At 54.5% G+C, this 17,105-nt stretch carries 13 protein-coding genes and 2 pseudogenes; 9 read left to right on the top strand and 6 right to left on the bottom strand.

Translation table 11 applies throughout. The features are described 5' to 3' along the window. Positions 1-7: 7 nt before the first annotated feature. From AABM52_RS20215 to AABM52_RS20200, 4 genes are all read left to right on the top strand, one after another. Entirely contained in the window at positions 8-907 is a 900-nt protein-coding gene (locus tag AABM52_RS20215; RefSeq protein WP_223510981.1) for a DMT family transporter, read from the top strand. 239 nt (positions 908-1,146) lie between these two features. After that, on the top strand, positions 1,147-1,398 hold the full coding sequence (locus tag AABM52_RS20210; RefSeq protein WP_223510980.1) for a hypothetical protein: 252 nt from the start codon (positions 1,147-1,149) through the stop codon (positions 1,396-1,398). Between the two features lie 28 nt (positions 1,399-1,426). Next, the gene (locus AABM52_RS20205) at positions 1,427-1,651 is read left to right on the top strand and encodes a hypothetical protein (protein WP_008019294.1); all 225 of its coding nucleotides are present in this window, start codon (positions 1,427-1,429) and stop codon (positions 1,649-1,651) included. Positions 1,652-1,721: 70 nt separating this feature from the next. Continuing rightward, on the top strand, positions 1,722-1,925 hold the full coding sequence (locus tag AABM52_RS20200) for a hypothetical protein (protein WP_218497788.1): 204 nt from the start codon (positions 1,722-1,724) through the stop codon (positions 1,923-1,925). A gap of 138 nt (positions 1,926-2,063) precedes the next feature. Here AABM52_RS20200 and AABM52_RS20195 read toward each other — a convergent pair whose 3' ends face one another. Both AABM52_RS20195 and AABM52_RS20190 read right to left on the bottom strand, forming a co-directional pair. Then, complete coding sequence (locus tag AABM52_RS20195; RefSeq protein WP_218497789.1) at positions 2,064-2,366, bottom strand: hypothetical protein; 303 nt, start codon at positions 2,364-2,366, stop codon at positions 2,064-2,066. A gap of 456 nt (positions 2,367-2,822) precedes the next feature. Next, on the bottom strand, positions 2,823-7,160 hold the full coding sequence (locus AABM52_RS20190; protein WP_218497790.1) for an AAA domain-containing protein: 4,338 nt from the start codon (positions 7,158-7,160) through the stop codon (positions 2,823-2,825). A 251-nt stretch (positions 7,161-7,411) separates the two neighbouring features. Between AABM52_RS20190 and AABM52_RS20185 the strand changes: the two genes are divergently transcribed. Together AABM52_RS20185 and AABM52_RS20180 are read left to right on the top strand one after the other, a co-directional pair. After that, positions 7,412-8,080, top strand: coding sequence for a hypothetical protein (locus AABM52_RS20185; RefSeq protein ID WP_218497791.1), 669 nt, complete (start codon positions 7,412-7,414; stop codon positions 8,078-8,080). A gap of 165 nt (positions 8,081-8,245) precedes the next feature. Then, a pseudogene (locus AABM52_RS20180) lies at positions 8,246-8,611 on the top strand (transposase); the annotation flags it as partial. A 37-nt stretch (positions 8,612-8,648) separates the two neighbouring features. Here AABM52_RS20180 and AABM52_RS20175 read toward each other — a convergent pair. Next, positions 8,649-9,104: a DNA-binding domain-containing protein gene (locus AABM52_RS20175; protein WP_347912659.1), complete on the bottom strand. Its 456-nt coding sequence runs from the start codon at positions 9,102-9,104 to the stop codon at positions 8,649-8,651. 112 nt (positions 9,105-9,216) lie between these two features. On the opposite strand from AABM52_RS20175, the pseudogene AABM52_RS20170 reads away from it, so the two are divergent. Then, positions 9,217-9,501: pseudogene (locus tag AABM52_RS20170) on the top strand (transposase); the annotation flags it as partial. 325 nt (positions 9,502-9,826) lie between these two features. Here the strand turns inward: AABM52_RS20170 and estP are convergent. From estP to AABM52_RS20155, 3 genes are all read right to left on the bottom strand, one after another. Beyond that, complete coding sequence (gene estP / locus AABM52_RS20165; RefSeq protein ID WP_347907560.1) at positions 9,827-11,737, bottom strand: esterase EstP; 1,911 nt, start codon at positions 11,735-11,737, stop codon at positions 9,827-9,829. Between the two features lie 520 nt (positions 11,738-12,257). Further along, positions 12,258-12,554, bottom strand: a complete 297-nt coding sequence (locus AABM52_RS20160) for a hypothetical protein (protein ID WP_320402484.1) — start codon at positions 12,552-12,554, stop codon at positions 12,258-12,260. A gap of 253 nt (positions 12,555-12,807) precedes the next feature. Further along, positions 12,808-13,428, bottom strand: coding sequence for a TetR/AcrR family transcriptional regulator (locus AABM52_RS20155; protein ID WP_320402485.1), 621 nt, complete (start codon positions 13,426-13,428; stop codon positions 12,808-12,810). Between the two features lie 300 nt (positions 13,429-13,728). Here AABM52_RS20155 and AABM52_RS20150 point away from each other — a divergent pair, with 300 nt between their 5' ends. Both AABM52_RS20150 and AABM52_RS20145 read left to right on the top strand, forming a co-directional pair. Next, positions 13,729-15,300, top strand: coding sequence for a sulfatase-like hydrolase/transferase (locus tag AABM52_RS20150; protein WP_347907559.1), 1,572 nt, complete (start codon positions 13,729-13,731; stop codon positions 15,298-15,300). Between the two features lie 103 nt (positions 15,301-15,403). Then, entirely contained in the window at positions 15,404-17,101 is a 1,698-nt protein-coding gene (locus AABM52_RS20145; RefSeq protein ID WP_347907558.1) for a DUF1302 domain-containing protein, read from the top strand. The last annotated feature ends 4 nt before the right edge of the window (positions 17,102-17,105 follow it).

The raw sequence follows: 17,105 nt of genomic DNA, 5'->3' as shown, positions 1-17,105 counted from the left end.
GTCATCAATGCAATCTACTTTCAGCAAAGGCGTCATATTTGCACTCTCCGCTGCGGCACTGAACGCTACGATCGGTGTACTCAGCAAAGTACTCATGAGTAATGGTTTCACCGCTAGCAGTGTCGCTGTCATCAAGACCGTACTGGGATGCGTGCTGCTCTCGATCTTATTATTTGTCCTCAAGCGCCCGGCGGCGTCGACCAAATGGACTCAGGCGGCTATCTGCGCATTCCTTGGCATCTTTGTGCTGTTCCATTTCGAAACGTCCGCCTATCGACACTACGCTGCGGCAGGTGTGGTGGTGGTGCTGATGGCCAGTGCCTCAATTTCCTCGATCATTCTGGGGCGCATTTTTCTCAAAGATGCCATCACCGCGAACGCGACCGTGGGCGCCGCACTGGCTATCGCCGGGATCGCGGTGATCTTCGGCGCCGACCTGCAGCAGGGCTTTACCCTGCAAGGTGCTGCGCTAGCCTCCATGGCCGGCTGCGGCTATGGGGCGTTTTCGGTTGCCATGAAGCGGATGGGCGTGTCGGGGGGACTGCACTTCACCCGACAATTGTTGTTCTTTGGCAGCCTGTACCTGCTGATGCCGGCCGCGGCCGATGATTTCGTGATCGGCGAGCTGTCGCCGCTGGCGATCGCCGCGCTGCTGGCGCTGGCCGCGCTGCCGACAATCCTGGGCTTCTTCTGCACCACCAAGGCCATCGAGTATCTCAAGCCATCCCAAGTGCAGGCGCTGGAACTGACCGAGCCGCTGTTCGCCGCCCTGCTGGCGTTTGTGGCGCTCAATGAAGTACCGCGCGAAAGCCTGTACGCGGGAGCGGCACTGATCATCGTCGGCCTGTGTTTCTCCAATGAACTAATCCGCTTGGGCAGCAAAGCATCCGTACCTTCGACCGAGTGAGCTATTTTCGGATCCTGATTACTTTAGCAACCAGTGGTTTTTAAGTGTTTTGAGCTACTGACCTTCTGGCCGTTCTCTGCCGATCATGGTTACAAAGCGTGCTGGTCAAATCCGATGCAATCGGTGGTCAGAACGAATGCAAATGACTGGTCAGGTCGAATGCAAGCGGGTGATCAAGTAGAGTGCAATTTCGCAGCTGAATATCGGATTAGTGTTGTGGGGACTTGTAAGGGGTGATGATGGGGCTCAACAAACCAGTGCAGGACCTGAAGCGCGATCTGCAGGGTGTCGCCTCTGATCTGAAGTGGTCGGCCGTGGAGTTAGTTCGGATTGCCGAGCGGCTAAGCCACGCAGGTAATGGACCAGACGCTGAGGCGCTTCGAAGGATGATCACAATCTTCCAGCAAGGTGAGAATCGGTTAGATGGCTGGATTAAAGAAATCGGTGCAGGCCAGGTAGTCCCGCCGGCGAAGGCTGACCACTGCCAATGATCGCGGAAGGGATTGGCAGGAGGTTGTCATGGCACTTAACAAACCCAATCAAGAGTTACGCCGCGACTTGAAAGCCGCTGCATATTCCCTCGAAGAAGCTGCCCTGGAAATGTTCAGGCTTGCAAAACAGCGCGGGGATACAGAGCTTCTGGAGGCAATGGAGACGATCGAAAAGCTGCATGAGCAAGCTGATCGGCTGACTGCTTACACAGATGAGGTGAAGGCGGGAAGGATTGTCCGGAAGGCTGAATAGCCATGCGTTCTGGCGGGCGTATTCGCGCTAGATCCTGAAATACAAGCAATGCCCTGCAAACGGTTACTCAATGAAGAAGAAGCTGACGGACAGTAAAGCAGCAGTGACTGCTGCTGAAATTGAGCGTTCTATCCAAGCTCTGAACAAAATGGCTGAACGCCTATGGGGGGATGGCCGGGAAGCCGAGGCGAAAGCTCTCCTCGATGCCTTGGACGCGTTAAACCGGGCGCTTGATCGGATCAGGACTGGAGAGAGTCGCAGGGTTCTCCATTGAACGGCACAAATTAGCTGGCGGGTTATGAAGGCGAGAAGGATTGTGCGGGGGAAGGCGGAGTAGGCGCGTGGTATGACGGCGAGATGTTGTAGCGGCCTGGCGGTCGTACCGATGTAACTCAAATGCCCGGTTCAGAGCTTACCGCCAATACTTTGGGTCGCTCTTTAACTTTTCTCGCTCAAGGCGGCGAAGCTCCTCCAAACCCTTGGATCTACTCTTGATCTCGGTCCACGCCTGCGCGAATACCAGTAGATTCAAGTTCGCTTCAATTTCCTCCAACCAACTTTGCCATACATCCGAAACAATGCGTCCACGTGCTCGGAGCGAAACTTGCTCGTTGATCAGATCAACATATCGATACAGTTCGTCGAAGGCCTCTTCATATTCGTCGTCGTTTAAGCACTCGCCCATTAAAGCTTTCTTCGACAGTTCACCGGCCAATTCGCGATATTCCTTCCCCAAGGCGTCTTCGAATTGCAGCTGCGCGATCTCACGACTGGTCTTTAGCTAGTGTCGTGCGTACCAGACGCCGGCCGCAGCTACGCCGGCCGCAAGTGCCGAGATTGCACTACCAACTGCGCTAACGATATCGGTGGTCTCAGACACGTTTCTGTTGAAAAAGTCGGTTTTCTCAAATTGCCAGAGACTGATCGGTGAACGCACCTTTTTAGTACGCTGCTATGTGAAATCCGAGTCCGAATGTCTTCGCGACAATTCAATATTTCAATCTCAAACGCTTACTTTTTGGCCATAGAAACCAAGACCGACTTTCTCAACAGAATCGGCCGATTGCTGCCTGCTGAGAAGGGTTGCAATCGACCTATTTCTATCGATCAGAAGGAACATCCAGCGATCAACGTAAATGCAGGGCAGCCGTTTGTGGCCGCCCTGTAGACGTTATCCCCAGCGACGGCTTTTGCGAAAACCGGTTTGTGTTGTTTTCCCAGTCTGGGAACTGGCCTTGCTGCCCTTGCAGATCATGCACACGCGGCCGAAACCGCCAGCACCGCCGCCTAGTGCCGGATCGTAATAATCCGTCTTTTCCCTAATTTGGCCGCATTTCGAGCACGGTTTGAGCTCTTTGTTTGCCAGGCCTTGAGCCTGAGACTGAATATGGTTGACCGCTTCTGAAATCTGCTCACCCACGGCAATTTCCACTAACTGGTAAAGACGATCTGAAATAGTAGCGACAGGGTCGTCACCCAAGTTGAAACGATTGATGCGTAGGAACCGATAACCGTAGCTCTCCAGCGTTAGCTGGCGTTCCACGTCGGCCTCATTCAGGTAGCGTTCGTGATTGCCCACGTGAACGTGTTTGCCCTTGGCAAAATGGTAATCGAAGCCGTCGTACTCGATCACGATCTGGATGGGGCCCTTGCTCGACTGGTACGTCACCAGAAAGTCAACGCGCCATTTTGGATGCTCGTAGGTCGGGTCAAGTTGCTTGAGATAAGTTCCGATCTCGAACTGAGCAAAGACATCGATGGCGTCGATATTGGACTGATAGAACTTGGTCTGGCGAAACCACTCCAGAACCTTGGCTTCCATAGGGCTGGACTGATCGGTGTGTTCGGCAGAAGGTATTCTATTGGCGTTCTCAAGAATGTTCGCATAGTGGTTAAGCGCTTGTCCGATGGCGCCGCGAAACTCATTGAGTGGCTTGGAGTGAACAAACCAAATCATTTCCTGAGCGCGGCTAAAGCCGACGTTAAGACGCTGTACCTTGAGTTTTTGCTCCACTGCCTGTTCTGCGTCACTCAGTTCAACCGGGAAGATATAGTTGAGCGCATCCTCATCAGCCGTCGCTACCATCGAGTAGAAAATGATGTGCCGTTCCTCTCCCTGGCAGCTGTCGAAGGTCATAACCTTCAACCGCAACAGACGTTCGAAGTCTGCCCCGCGGGGGTGATTAAACAGCTTCTTCGACAGTAGGGTCTGCTGTTCACGAAAGGGCGAGATAATGCCTACGGTCGGTGGCGATTCCTCCTCGATCAGCTCAAGAAGGCGGTCAAGAATGAACTCCGCCTCCGCTTCATTGGTACCTCGTGTCACTCTCTTGTCTGTCGTATCGACTATGTCGAATCGGATGACTTCGTCGACCGGGATGCCGCGGATTTTGATGGCCTGCAATTGGTGCCCATAAAACGTGCCCGAGGAGTATCCGATTAGCTCCTGGTAAGAGCGGAAGTGCTTGCGCAGCATGACTGAGTATGAGGCCGCGTGATTGCAGAATTCCAGAATGGAACGTTTAACGTCGAACATGGACAGCCGCTGTAGGGCGTCGGCTGCGCCGCTGACGTGGGTCGTGAAATAGTTTTTCAGCTCATTGCGGTACTTATCATTCTGCTCAATGCTGGCATTCGCCGATTTCACGTTTGAAAATTGTTTGTCATCGCCCAGCACGACGACCTTCTTCGCGCGTAGTAGCGCCGGTAATGCTTGGGCGACTGAGACCTGTGAGGCCTCGTCGATGACCACCACGTCGAACATGTCAGGGGCCAATGGCATGTATTCACCAAACTCGCGAATACTGGCGATGATGACCGGGAAGCTCTCGCGTACGTGCGTGAACTTGTCTTCTGGAAATTTTTGTCGGTTAGCGATTACGCCAGCTAGCGCCCGTGCGTCTGAGCGGTAATTCTCCATGAAACTCAGTAGGCGAGTGTCTACGTGTGCGTTCATGACCGAGGTGTTGAGGCGCTCGAGCTGGGTCTTGGTGCCGGCATAATCATACTGGGGCGCCGATGCGAAGGCCTCCCGAGTGCGCAGCCAGCCGTGCAGGAACCGAACGGACAGGGGCCAGAGACGGGCATCATCCTTTGGTTGCTCAAGCAGTACATCCACTATTTTGGTATCGACACGACGCAGAATGGCCATGGCTTTTGCCGCATTGCCTGCGTTGAGTTTTGGCGTTTTTCCTCGGGTAAGCAGCCGATAACAACCCTCGAATTCGTCTTCTAGATCTTCGCTCTGAAGCTTCAATCGGAGCTTATTTGCCGCCTCAACGAGGTTGGATAACATTGCTTGCCGTTGCTTGAGCTGCAAGGGGCTGCTGACGGGTAGGGCATTAAGCTGACGTTCAACTTCGCGCACCTGTGCGCCACGGAACAGGTAACCGAACAGAGGCATCTTCAGTTGACCATAGCTGACTAGAAGTCCGCCAAGCGTGCGCAGTTGGGAGGACGACATCGACTCGAACAGATCCCATGGGGCGTCAGAATGTTCCTGAGTGAAGGCTGCCAGTAATGCATCCCTTCGCGTTCTGTTCCAAAGGCTTTGTGGGTTAAAGTCTCCCTCCGAGAAGACCTCAAGAAGATACTGTTCCACCCCCGTTAGGTGCTCGGTGATGCTCTCGAGCTCTGAAATCAGACCGGCTCCACTTGCGCGTTTCAACACTTCCAGTACTGACGGGGCAAGCTCAGCGAGCTCGGTTTCGTCTTTGAGCATTGCTTGTACGCTGGTCATTTCGATGGCGCCTAATGTCGCCACAGTCAGCTTGATCTGTTCCTTCAGGTTCTCCGACCGACTTTTTCGCTCCTCTTCGAGCCGGGGCTGATTCGCCTTCATTGCCTTGGCGTAGGCCCCGATCTGGGTCACAGCCTGATTCGAGGTCAGTTTGCGGAAGTTATGGGCTTGCTGGCCGAGCCGCAGTATCGGATTCGGGAAATCACGATCGTGGCGTACGCGTGACATGGCTTCCGACAGTTTGTCGTAGACCACATCCAGCGCTTCGGTCTTATCCGATAACACCAGACAGGAGCGCTGATTAAAGGCGCAATCGGCGGCGATTGCTGTGATCGTATGGCTCTTGCCGGTACCTGGAGGGCCGGAGACAACAACGATCTTTCCTTCAGGCTGTCGCACGGCAATCAATACTTTGCGTTGCTCTTCGTTCAGGGGGATCGGTGAGTCGAAGACCATTCGATCCACCATCGGAAGCGCATCCCAGGTGGTCTCCACAGCAGCAGCGATGGACTTGGGGTTCTCGCGCAGTACACCACCAACGATGCCCTCGAACAGTTCAACCACGGCCGATCCGCCATGCTTAAGTGCTTCGAGGATCTCTTCGTAGTCGTTGAGCAATGCCTCGTCCGAACGTTCATACGCAGCCAGGGACAGAGAGCTGGACAGCCCAACCGCAATTGTCGAGGTATCGGTAGCAGAGGAGGAGAGGCTGATCTTGCCACCGAGGTCCAAGGCATTGGCTACGCGCTGGAACAGGACGCGGGCCTCTTCGTATATGGACTGCTCGGGTTTGATGTAATGGATTCGTTCGGGGATCGGAGAAACCCATGCGCGTTCAAGCCCAGCAGCCAGCTCCTGCAGAATAAAGTCGATAGCCTTGCGGTTGGTATAAAGCTGGTTAAGCAGCTTTAACTTAAAGCCGGCCCCCTTTTCCTCCCTCTGTACCTCAATGGGAAGAAAGAAGAGTGGGTATTGGTTTCCACCGTACTTCACTGCACCGATGTATAGGTAGAGCTGCATCCCGTCGCTGGTGGCAACATAGGTCTCAAGATCGCGGAATTCGTGGTAGGCGTCAGCCGCCACAAACCCTTCAAAGAACACCATCAGCGCCTGACGAGTTCCTTCAAGAGTCAGGAACTGTGGGATCGCCTCCTTGAGCGGGGCTGAGTCCTGGGTGGCGAGCAGCTTGGCCAGCAGCTCTGGGAGGACTCGGGATAGGTCACCGCAGACACGATCAACGAGGTCCTTCTCCGCGGCGAATAATGAGTCCATTACCCAGTACGCCTGATTGCGCAGTGGACCATCCAGGTGAGCAATCAGGGGCTTGATGATGTGCTCGGCGACTTTGCTGCCCAAGTGGTTTTGGACTGACTCCACCCACAACTCCGGGTCTTCTATCGCTTTTGCGTAGGACTCTGCGGCTAGTTCCTCCACCGAAGTATGTACAGTTTGTAGGGATGAAGCAGGGATGGCGTTTACTTGCTCGTGGATCACTTTGCGAAGCACATCACTGATCGGACGCGTATAACGCCGTGGGTCGATCGTCAGTGACAGGTCCTCGCTAGATGGACGCCCCAATAGATTCCATAGGTCGCGATCCAAGGAGGGGTAGGGCGAGGTACGCATCCCCGATCTGAATCCGGTGTCGGTGGTCAGCACGATTCGGCGGCGCGGAGCTTGTTGACGCTTGAAATCCGAGTCTAAAAAGTCGCGGAAGTACTGACTGATCCGCGTGGCGACCGGCCGAAGTTGCTGCCCCAGAGCTTCCATTAGATTCCCCTAAAAACGAACACTGGACTTCGCTGCTCGAAACCCCGTGAAATCGGTATCGAGAGCAATCCAAAAAATGACAATGAGATGGGCGTCACAATACTGGCTCTGGCTCGACCGCGCCAACACACTTGCGTTTCCGCTACCGCCCGACATATCGAGACCGCAAGCAGCTAACCGGAAACGGTCTTTACTAAGCCGTCACAAGTGCGTCAAAGTACAGTGGGCCATCATGGTAAGGAGACAAGAGCATGCCACGAGGCGCAGCTTTTTTTGCAGGGATGACCAAGGCTCAGTTACGAGCCTGTATCCGGTTACGACTGAAAGAGCGGGAGCTTGAGGAGGTCTTTCAAGACGACTTGATCTCAGACCTTATCGCCGAAAAACACTACTACTGCTCTGTCCACGATCTGCGGCCGAGCCAATTCCGCATGCTGTATCGACCTGGTGGCGGCTATGACTTTTATGGTCTGTTTGATCCAAGTAGATGGCATAAGGTGTCTTGGTCTCAGTGCTTAGATCCAAGGGATCAAAACGACTGGATTCAATCTGCACTGCGCCTGGCATCAGCGCCCTTTTTATCCGCTCGAAGGCTTGCATTTCCGATCTGTGAGCGTTGTGGCGTTCTTCCCTCTACCGAAGTGGATCATGTGAATCCCGAATTCCAATCGATAGCCCGTCAGGCGATGCAGTTTATGACGACGTCTGAGTTTCGCAACGCATTTCGTGGTTTCGATTGGTGGAGCGACCAACCTTTCACATTACCTGTAGACAACTCCGCTCTCGCCTACACGCTACAGGCGCATCAGAGCGCGACGCTACAAGCCGTGTGTAAGGATTGTCATCTGCAAAACGCCGCTGACCGTAAGACGTTGCGGGCGGATCCGCCTAAAGCGCTTCATGGGCGATCCCTGCGATGAAATCCTCAGAAATCATAGCAAGGGTTCGCGGAGGCGTTTTTACACACTCTGGGCCGTTTTTTGCCTGTCGCGAAGGACTGCAATCGACCGATTCTGTTGAAAAAGTAGCTCCCCTGTCTGGCTAGCGGCAAAATCTCTACATTGGCCAGCAGGGAAGCACGCAGCATGATGGGACAGTTATCGAGTGGGCAGGAACGGCTGTTTTACTCGTTCAACCTTGAAGAGCACATCCCCGCCAATCACCTTCTGCGCAGCATTGATCGGTGTCTCGATCTGAGCGACTTGCGCCATTCCTTCGCCGATTTTTACAGCCCGATTGGGCGTCCGTCGATTGATCCTGAGCTGATGATCCGCATGCTAATCGTGGGCTATTGCTACGGCATTCGCTCAGAGCGTCGGTCGTGCGAAGAGGTCCATTTGAGCCTGGCGTATCGCTGGTTCTGCCGGTTAAGCCTGGAAGATGAAGTCCCTAACCACTCGCCGTTTTCCAAAAAACGACACGGTCGTTTTCGGGGCAGCGAACTATTTCGCTGGCACTCCACGCGCGCATGGGGCTGCCCTTGCGATGCTAAGAAGTAAGATTGAGGAAAGGATTGTCAGTAGGGACAGGGCTCAGAAGAGTTTCAGCATTTTGCAACATGTAGCCATTGAGGGAAGCCCTCCGGCGGGGGCCCTGCACTGTGCAAGTCCATATGTTCTGCCCGTTTGGTCGTTTGAGATGTACGCCTAAGTGCTCAAAGTGACGTTGAGTGCGCCGCCATGCATCGGTCTTGTCGTCACCTGCAGATAGCTCAGGGTGCTCCGAAGCGTAGCGCTGGAAAATGCCGGGTGTGACCAGGTAGAACGTGCCGTCGACTGTGTGAATCTTTGCCTTACAGTCGTTGACGAGCAGGCGATGGCTTTGAATCCCCTCGCGTAGCCAGTCGACAAAGGCCAGCCCTGGTGCCTCGCGGGGTGACGCAGTTGAGGATTTCAGTCCTTGAGCGCTCGACTCATCCTCGTGCTCAACCGTCTCTTGCAACATATCCATCAAGTCATCGAGATAGTCGAAGTCATGGTTCGGAGGTAAGGGCTCTGGCGTTTCCTGGGCCGAAGTTGCTTGTGGCTGATCCAGGGCCGACTCGATAGCTTCACCGCCGCGACAGCATTCGAGCGGAGGCAAGTCCATGCTGTTAGGTATCAGCAAGTGAGGCGATAGCTATTTGCGCACATTGCTGGTTCACGGTGCGCGAGCGGTGGTTCGTTACGCCGAAGGTAAAGCCGACCCCTCATCGGATTGGCTGAAGGGTTTATTGACGCGTCGTAACACGAATGTGGCAGTCATTGCGCAGGCCAACAAGAATGCCCGGATTGCTTGGGCGCTGCTGGCCCACGACCGCAGATTCCGGTCTGGTTACACCCCTGCTGTCGCAGGCGCGTAACCAGACCGGTGGAGTCAAGCGATGATGCGTTAGAAAGGAGTACTTCCAAGGTTGCCCAGGCAATCATGACGTGATGGCAAGACAGGTCGGACCGGGATCGGGTAACTCTGCCCTCTCACAGGCGCTTCGAGCGCGTGGTGGTGATAAGAGCCCGATCAGCGAATTCCATCAGGGACAGAGGCAGAGCCTCATTCAAAGTCCGGATGTATGGCTGCAATCTCAACCCCGTCTGTGTTGTCACGAATTGAAAGCTCGGCAAACGGGGGGCGTCCATATATGTGAGAGGACGGCGGATGTAAATCCGCCTCCTCCTCGATTTTGCGGTTTAGAAGTCGAGGCTGACTCCGACATTGATACCTTGTTGGGTGAAGTCGTCGTCCTTGCGGATGTTGTAGCTGGCGCGCAGTGCCAGGTCCTTGGTGAGGTTGTGGCTCACCCCCAGGTTGACACGTTGCAAGTGACTTTGCGGGGTGTAGCCTTCCAGCGTGAACTGGTTGTTCGGCAGGCTGTTGAGGTTGATGTCTACATCCTGGGTGTCGTCGTTGTACTCGCGCTCGATTGCCGCTTCGCCGAACACCTGGGTTTGCGGGGTGATCTGGTATTTGCCCTGCAGGCCAGCGCCCAGGCGCCGGGAAATACGCTCCTGATCGGCAAAGGTCAGCGCCGTGGAATTGTTTCCGTCCTCCGAGTAGCCATCGACTTGTACCTTGGAGAAGTCGGCGCTGACAAACGGCGACAGGTGCCAGGGGCTGCTGGCTTGTTGCGCAATGTCGTAACCCACGCGTGCGCTGAAGGCTTCGACGTAGCCGCTGGTATCGCCTTTTTCGCCGCGTTCGTTGACGCCCAGCTGGAATTTACGCTTGAGGCTGTCGTAATCCAGATGCCCGGCCGTCAACGCCGCATCGGCCCACACCCGGTTTTGCTGATACTGGGCGAATGCCGTGCCCAGGTAAGTGTTGAGCTTGTAGTCGGAGTCATTGTTGCCGGCTTCGAGTTTCTGGTTATAGAAACCCGCCACCAGACCAACACGCCAGGCATCGTCAAGACGATAGCTGCCACCGATGTTCACGTTGGCTCCGTTGCCATCGGCGCTTGCCACGCTGTCCTGACCGTCAAAGTCCTGATGCTGTCCGCCGCCGGAAACAATGGCTCGCCATTGGCCGACACCTTGCCAGTTTTCCCAATCGGCCAGCCACTGATTGCGCAATTCATCCTGGTGCGCGCGCACGGTGCCCTGGGCCATTTCCGGCAGCAGGGTCAGCTCCCACGGCGCAGCCAGCAGGGAATACGCGTAATCGGCAATCAGGCGCTGCCCGGCTTCGGTGGGATGCACGGAGTCGTTGTAGATCAGCTTGGTCGGGTCCGGCGTGGCGCTGTGAATGCCATAGCGGGCGTTTTCCATGCAGCCTTTGCCGCTGAAACAGGTGGCCATGAGGTTCTGGTCGGTCGCCAGGCCGAATTGTGCCGGATTGGAAAAGCCCTCCTTCAAGAGCGCCGGAATGTTGAGCGGGATGACTTCGGCATCGACCGTCCGCAACTGCCGAACCAGCTCGGTGTTGAATCGGTTGCTGAGCTGCGAGGTGAACGCCTGCAGCGGACTGCCGTTGATCAACGGAGTCAGGCTGAGATCCGGTAGCAGCCAGACAATGATGTAGCGTGCACCTACCTGTTGCAGAGCTTGCACGCTGTCGACCAGGCGGTCGGCCGCTGCGTCGGCTTGATCGAGACTGGTGGCACCGCCCTGATAGAAGTCGTTGGCGCCCCCCGTCAGATAGTAGAGGGCGTGCGGGTCGGCGCGAAAGTTGTTGGACGCCAGATAACCGGGGCGGCTACGGTCGCCGGCGGTCGAGGTAGTGGTAATCGAATCGAGAATCTGGTCGGTGCGATAACCGCCGACCGCCCAGTTGTTACCATCAGGCAGACCTTCGCTGCCGCGGGTGGCCGAAGTCGAGCCAGCGAGCTGATCGTCCGAGAACCCCAGTTTGGCTCCCAATATTTGCGGGGCGACGGCGGAGTACTCTTCCCCACTACCATCCAGGTAGACCGGGCCCGTGCGGTTGGTAGCGCGATAAGTCGCTCCTGCGGAACCGCCGGGATCGACGATCTGCCCGGAACTGCTGAGGCTGTCACCGAACACGACAAAATTGGAATAGGGAGAAGGATCTGCGATCGCTTGAACACAAGCCAGAGACAAAAGACCGCTGGTGAGCGGTACGAACAACGTCTTTTTGATCATAAGCAAGTCCGTTTTATTATTGTTGTAGAAAGCGAAACGACAGTACAAAAATCTGTTGCGTATTGGCTATGGCTATGGCTATGAGCCATGCAGCTTTCTTTAAACAGAAAATTCAATAAGTTGAAATCCTGCATTTGGTCGGTTATGTAGCGAAAATCTCTGTTATCCAGGTTCAAACCTGCTTGTCTGCTCGTGACTGCCCACATCACAAGGGAAACATAGTTCGGAGTCTCCCGATTTTGTAGTCTGCGTGAGTCCGTTTTAAAGGGTGGCGGTGAAGGTGAGAGATGGATGGTGACTGCTTGTGGTCGAGGGTCGTACCAGTCCGAAGCTGAGCGCGGTGAGTTTGATTTGTATAAAGGCGCGGCGCTCCGTTACCGTCGCACATTGCATCAATGTTGTCATCTGGGTCAGTGCCGTCCACCGATTATGTGGCGCACCACATAATCGGGACATCATCGAAAGTGGGATGTTTACACACGCATCAAAGTTGACGGCGCAATGAGGATAAACTCATCCATTACTTCAATTTAGCCAAGTCATGATCAACCGCTTCGAGCTGCTTATCCTGGATACGTCCGTCGGAAAACGGCTGAATATCTTTTAAAGTCATTCCACGAAACATACTCGCTTGCGGATGATCTGCCAGGGAAGGGAAATAGCGGTCCATCACCACACGTGTCTTGGGATTATCCAGCAATTCGCTTATTGGCGTTGTCGTTGTGCTGTACGTTGGCGTGTTTTCGGCGAACGCCATCGACTGAAGCGAAAGTCCCATAACAAGCAACATCGCCCCGGTAATTTTGGAAATATTCATGATCCTTCCCTCTTATGGTTGTTTGATAGTTGAAACACAGTTGAAGTGGTAGCTACTACCACTATTGAAAAACTCTACTGCTAACATTCGGTGGCCTCCAGCAGCCTGTAGATTGGCGCGCTTGCTCTGTCGACACTAAAAACGAGCGCTAGCGTCGCACTGACCGTAATCACAGCTTACCTTTCGGCTTGTAAAAAATTGCCTTGGAAGCGTCACGGCATGGTTACAAACAGAGCGGCACTTTGGGGTCTGTTCAGGTCCGAAAAAAGAGCCATATCACAGCATCGGCGTGGGCTTCGATGGCTTCTGGTGCCAGTGCATCGCGACCGTGGGTGTACTTCAATTCTGCCGTCAGCAGATAAGGCATCTGCACAACCGAGACGATCATGTACAGAAGCATCAAGGGATCGATATTGCCAATACCGTTCCCTTGCTGGGCATCGGTAATCATTTGCAGCGTGCTTTCATGGGCTGGTCGGATGAAGGTTTGCGCGACCCACTTCAAACGCTCGGATCCAGTGATGGATTCCTGGACCATCAGCCGCGCGTGCTCGGGATGGCGTGCGCAGTATCGAACATAGTTGCGCACGTATTCCTTGAGGTCGTCGAGATTTTTATCCCCGGAGGATAGATCGAGCGGAGGCAACTCTTCACGAAGACGTTGGAACAGGTAAGTAGCGCTTTCCTTCCAGAGCGCATCCTTGCTGCCGAAGTAGTAGCGAATCATCGCGTGATTTACTCCCGCCTGGTCAGCAATGTCCCTGAGGCTGACCGCTTCAAAGCCATGGGAGGAGAACTCTTCGAGCGCTATTTCCAGGATGTGTGCGCGAGTCTGCTCGCTTCGGTCCTGTTTTGTAACCCGAGGCACGTGCATTGCGACTTTCCTTCTGATGGTCGTTCACCTTGGCTAAGCGTTTTTACTCGCCATTCCAGATGTTGACAATGTACACGACAATCGACATATTTATCCAGTCGGATAAATTATTCTTGCAAGACAGCCATGGTTCCTTAGCGGAGCACGTGGTAGACGGCCAGGGCAGACCTGGAAAGTGACCATAACAACAAAAAAGGCGTGATCTGTTCCGATTGCTTCAGAGCTTGAACGCTGTTGCAGGGAGCAATCAGGTGATGCATCAGTTGAGCGGCTTAGCGCCATAATTAAAAGGTTCCAGCGATGAAAGACATCACATTTCCCTCGCGTCCTGTCTCAGGTGAGCTTCTGCCATTTCGCAAAAGGTGTTGCGTGGTCGCAACATTGGGTTTCTGCGCCCTGAGTGCGGTGATGCAAGCCCAGGCTTCCCCGGCTGCGCCGAGCTCCGCGCGACAAAACATTGTCCTGTTGATTGCCGACGACATGGGCTGGGGTGATCTCTCCAGCTACGGCAACCCAGTGTTCGAAACTCCGAATATCGATCGCATGGCGCAAGAGGGCCAGCGCTGGACCGACTTCTATGTGAGTTCGCCGATCTGCTCGCCGAGCCGTGGTGCCATGCTCACGGGGCGGGTCGAAACCAGAACAGGGCTTTATGGTGTGAGCAATTCGGTGGTGGTCGAGAATGACCCGAACAGCTTCCTGGACAAGGAGGCCACGATCGCCCAAGTGCTGAAGGGTAATGGCTATAGCACTGCCTTGTTTGGAAAGTGGCATCTGGGAGATGCCGCAGCGGCCTATCCGACCAGGGTTGGATTCGATGAATGGTGGGGAACGCCTATGTCCAACGATGCTTATTTCGTTGGCGGCGTGACTAATGAACAACTACGGAAGCGAGCAATGAGCGGTGAGCCGCTCAAGAAAATCTTTGGCGAATACCTTGCCCAGGCAACTGCGAGTTTCAGCCAGCCTAAGAGTGAGTTGTGGAATACCCCGCTCATCAGCAGCAAGCGGGTAGGGACGGGTACTGACGCTCGCTACGAAGACCAGGAACTGGAGCGTCCTATCGACCAGAAAACCTACAACCGTCGATTGACAGATCAAGTCGTCGATTACGTGGGCAAGAAACACGATCAGCCCTTTTTCGTCTGGGTCGGATACGAAAAGCCGCATTTACCGCACTTCGCCGGGCCCGAGTTCGAGGGCAAGAGCAAGGGCGGACGTATTGGGGATGCCATCGCGGAACTTGATCACAGTGTCGGTCGAGTACTCGAGGCATTGCGAAGTGGTGGAAACGACAAGGATACGCTGGTCGTGTTCGTGAGCGACAACGGCCCTTGGTTATGGTTCGAGGCACTGTCTGGCTCGGCAGGTGTTCTGCGTGAGGGCAAGAAGTCCACTTATGAAGGGGGCGTACGGGTACCGGCTTTGTTCTGGCAGCCGGGTACCATCAAGCCTTCTGTAGTGCATGGCATTGGTTCTACCTACGATCTGCTCCCCACATTCGTGGCGATGGCCGGCGCCAAGTTACCCGTCGCCGAACTCGACGGTGTTGATCTCTCCGTGACTCTCAAAGGTGGGAAGGATAGTCCGCGCCACACGATGCCTTATTACTTGGGCGGCAAGCTGATGGCCTGGCGAGACGGTGATTGGAAACTCAATATCTATGAGGCGAGTGCACATTTCGGTGGACGAAATGGAAAGCTTCCCCAACCGACCCTTTACCACTTGGGTCGCGACCCAGGTGAAAAATATGATCAGGCGGCCAATGAGCCAGCCATCGTCGAACGTCTCCTGCGTAGTGCCTCGGATTTCGAGCAGTCGGTCGCCAAGGCAGAGCCAGGTTTCGATCGGATTCTAAAAGCGTCCAAGTAATTGATTTAGTCCCTTCGAGGACTAGCAGAGCAATCAAGAGGCCACCGGGTCAGGTTCGTGCCTGAATCGCCGGAATTACAACAACAAGAAAAAAGGTTTGAATATGAATGCAATTGGATGCAGGCCGTCCTCTGGCTCCATACGAGCGATTCCAAATCGGCGAAGCGGTAATTGCCAAAATTGGGCCACAGCTGTTGTGGCGATACTTGTCGCGCTGCCGCTCTCAGTTGTACACGCTTATCAATTCAGTTCTGGGGACTGGGGGGGATCTCTCGATACAACCATTTCTTATGGCGTCAACTACCGCGCCGAGGGACAGGACAAGAAGTTGATTGCTGCCGCTAACGGCGGCACTGGAACGAACGCTAAGCGAATCAATTCCGATGATGGTGACTTAAACTTCAAGAAGGGAGAGTTATTTTCTGAAGTAGCAAAGGTCGTCTCAGAGCTAGGATTGAAGTGGCAGGATCAGTACGGACTCTTTTTGCGTGGACGTGCTTTCTACGATTTCGAATTGATGGACGACAATCGTCGGCATCGGCAAATAACAGCGGGTGGATTAGATGAAGCCGGATCCAACGTAGAGTTATTAGATGCGTTTGTGTACGGTAGCTGGATGTTCGGTGAACGTAGTCTCAATGCTCGAGTTGGGCGTCAAGTCATTAACTGGGGCGAGGGGCTGTATTATCGCAACGGTATTAATGCGAGCAATCCCCTCGACCTCAATGCGCTGCGCGCTCCAGGGTCGGAGGTAAAAGAGTCGTTGATGCCGACCTTCAAGATCTATACCTCTTATCAGTTAAGCGAAAGTCTCACATTTGAAAGTTACTATCAGCCAGCTTGGGCTAACGATAAAACCAAGCTTGACCCCTGTGGCTCCTATTTTTCGACAACAGATGTTTTCGACGAAGGCTGTGATTATCTAGCGGTTGGCGCATTCGATAACCCCTCTGTTCCCGGCGCTTCTCCCTTTTTGTTCGTCCCGCGAGCGCCGGATATTAAAGCGGACTCGGCTGCGCAGTTTGGTGTCGCCTTGCGATGGTTTGCACCAGAGCTTAATGACACTGAGTTTGGACTGTATTACCTGCGTTTCAGCGATCAATTACCGCGGCTTGGCGCGACCGTTTCCCGCAGGTTAGGCGGCCAGCCTGTTCCTAGTACTGGGACCTACTATGCCGAGTATCTGGAAAATCGCGAGCTGTATGGCCTCAGTTTCAATACCACCATTGGGGGCGAAAACATTTTCAGTGGGCAATCGCTTTTTGGCGAGGTGAGCTATCAGCCCGATGCACCCATCAGCCTGACAACCGGCACTATTTTAGCGGCGGCGCTGCTTGATCCGGCAGGTCCCCCCTTCGGGACCAGGGTCGAGAACTACCGAAAGAAGGATATGTATCAGGCTTCGCTTGGGACTATCCGAACCGGACGTGGAGTGCTGGGTTCCAACTCGACGACTTACATCGCCGAACTGGTGGCTAACCGGGTGATGGGAATCGAAACCGATTTGGCCTACGGGGATGTTACAAGCAGCGCTTATGGAGCGACCGCCAGTGCCTCAATGACTTACAACGACGTGTTCAGGGGGATCAACGTCATTCCGTCGTTGAGCCATGCTCGAGCATTCAATGGTGTTGCGCCCACCTTAACCAACGGTCTCAGCGAGCGAGCGTGGAGTACTTCGGTAGCGGTCGACGCGAGTTACCTGGACGCGCTCTCTTTCGGTGTTCGGTATGTCGACTACACCGGCGGTGCTACTGGTGATCGTGATTACCTTTCCTTCAATGTTAAATATAGTTTTTGAGGGC

This window comes from Pseudomonas grandcourensis (assembly GCF_039909015.1).
Classification (GTDB): domain Bacteria; phylum Pseudomonadota; class Gammaproteobacteria; order Pseudomonadales; family Pseudomonadaceae; genus Aquipseudomonas; species Aquipseudomonas grandcourensis.
Note: the sequence above shows the minus strand (reverse complement) of the source record. Positions and strands in the feature narration are given on the sequence as shown.

Excerpts from the sequence above, each read along its gene's own strand:
- AABM52_RS20215 (WP_223510981.1), top strand. The coding sequence starts at position 8 with ATGCAATCTACTTTCAGCAAAGGCGTCATATTTGCACTCTCCGCTGCG.
- AABM52_RS20210 (WP_223510980.1), top strand. The coding sequence starts at position 1,147 with ATGGGGCTCAACAAACCAGTGCAGGACCTGAAGCGCGATCTGCAGGGT.
- AABM52_RS20205 (WP_008019294.1), top strand. The coding sequence starts at position 1,427 with ATGGCACTTAACAAACCCAATCAAGAGTTACGCCGCGACTTGAAAGCC.
- AABM52_RS20200 (WP_218497788.1), top strand. The coding sequence starts at position 1,722 with ATGAAGAAGAAGCTGACGGACAGTAAAGCAGCAGTGACTGCTGCTGAA.
- AABM52_RS20190 (WP_218497790.1), bottom strand. The coding sequence starts at position 7,160 with ATGGAAGCTCTGGGGCAGCAACTTCGGCCGGTCGCCACGCGGATCAGT.
- AABM52_RS20185 (WP_218497791.1), top strand. The coding sequence starts at position 7,412 with ATGCCACGAGGCGCAGCTTTTTTTGCAGGGATGACCAAGGCTCAGTTA.
- AABM52_RS20175 (WP_347912659.1), bottom strand. The coding sequence starts at position 9,104 with ATGTTGCAAGAGACGGTTGAGCACGAGGATGAGTCGAGCGCTCAAGGA.
- estP (WP_347907560.1), bottom strand. The coding sequence starts at position 11,737 with ATGATCAAAAAGACGTTGTTCGTACCGCTCACCAGCGGTCTTTTGTCT.
- AABM52_RS20160 (WP_320402484.1), bottom strand. The coding sequence starts at position 12,554 with ATGAATATTTCCAAAATTACCGGGGCGATGTTGCTTGTTATGGGACTT.
- AABM52_RS20155 (WP_320402485.1), bottom strand. The coding sequence starts at position 13,428 with ATGCACGTGCCTCGGGTTACAAAACAGGACCGAAGCGAGCAGACTCGC.
- AABM52_RS20150 (WP_347907559.1), top strand. The coding sequence starts at position 13,729 with ATGAAAGACATCACATTTCCCTCGCGTCCTGTCTCAGGTGAGCTTCTG.
- AABM52_RS20145 (WP_347907558.1), top strand. The coding sequence starts at position 15,404 with ATGAATGCAATTGGATGCAGGCCGTCCTCTGGCTCCATACGAGCGATT.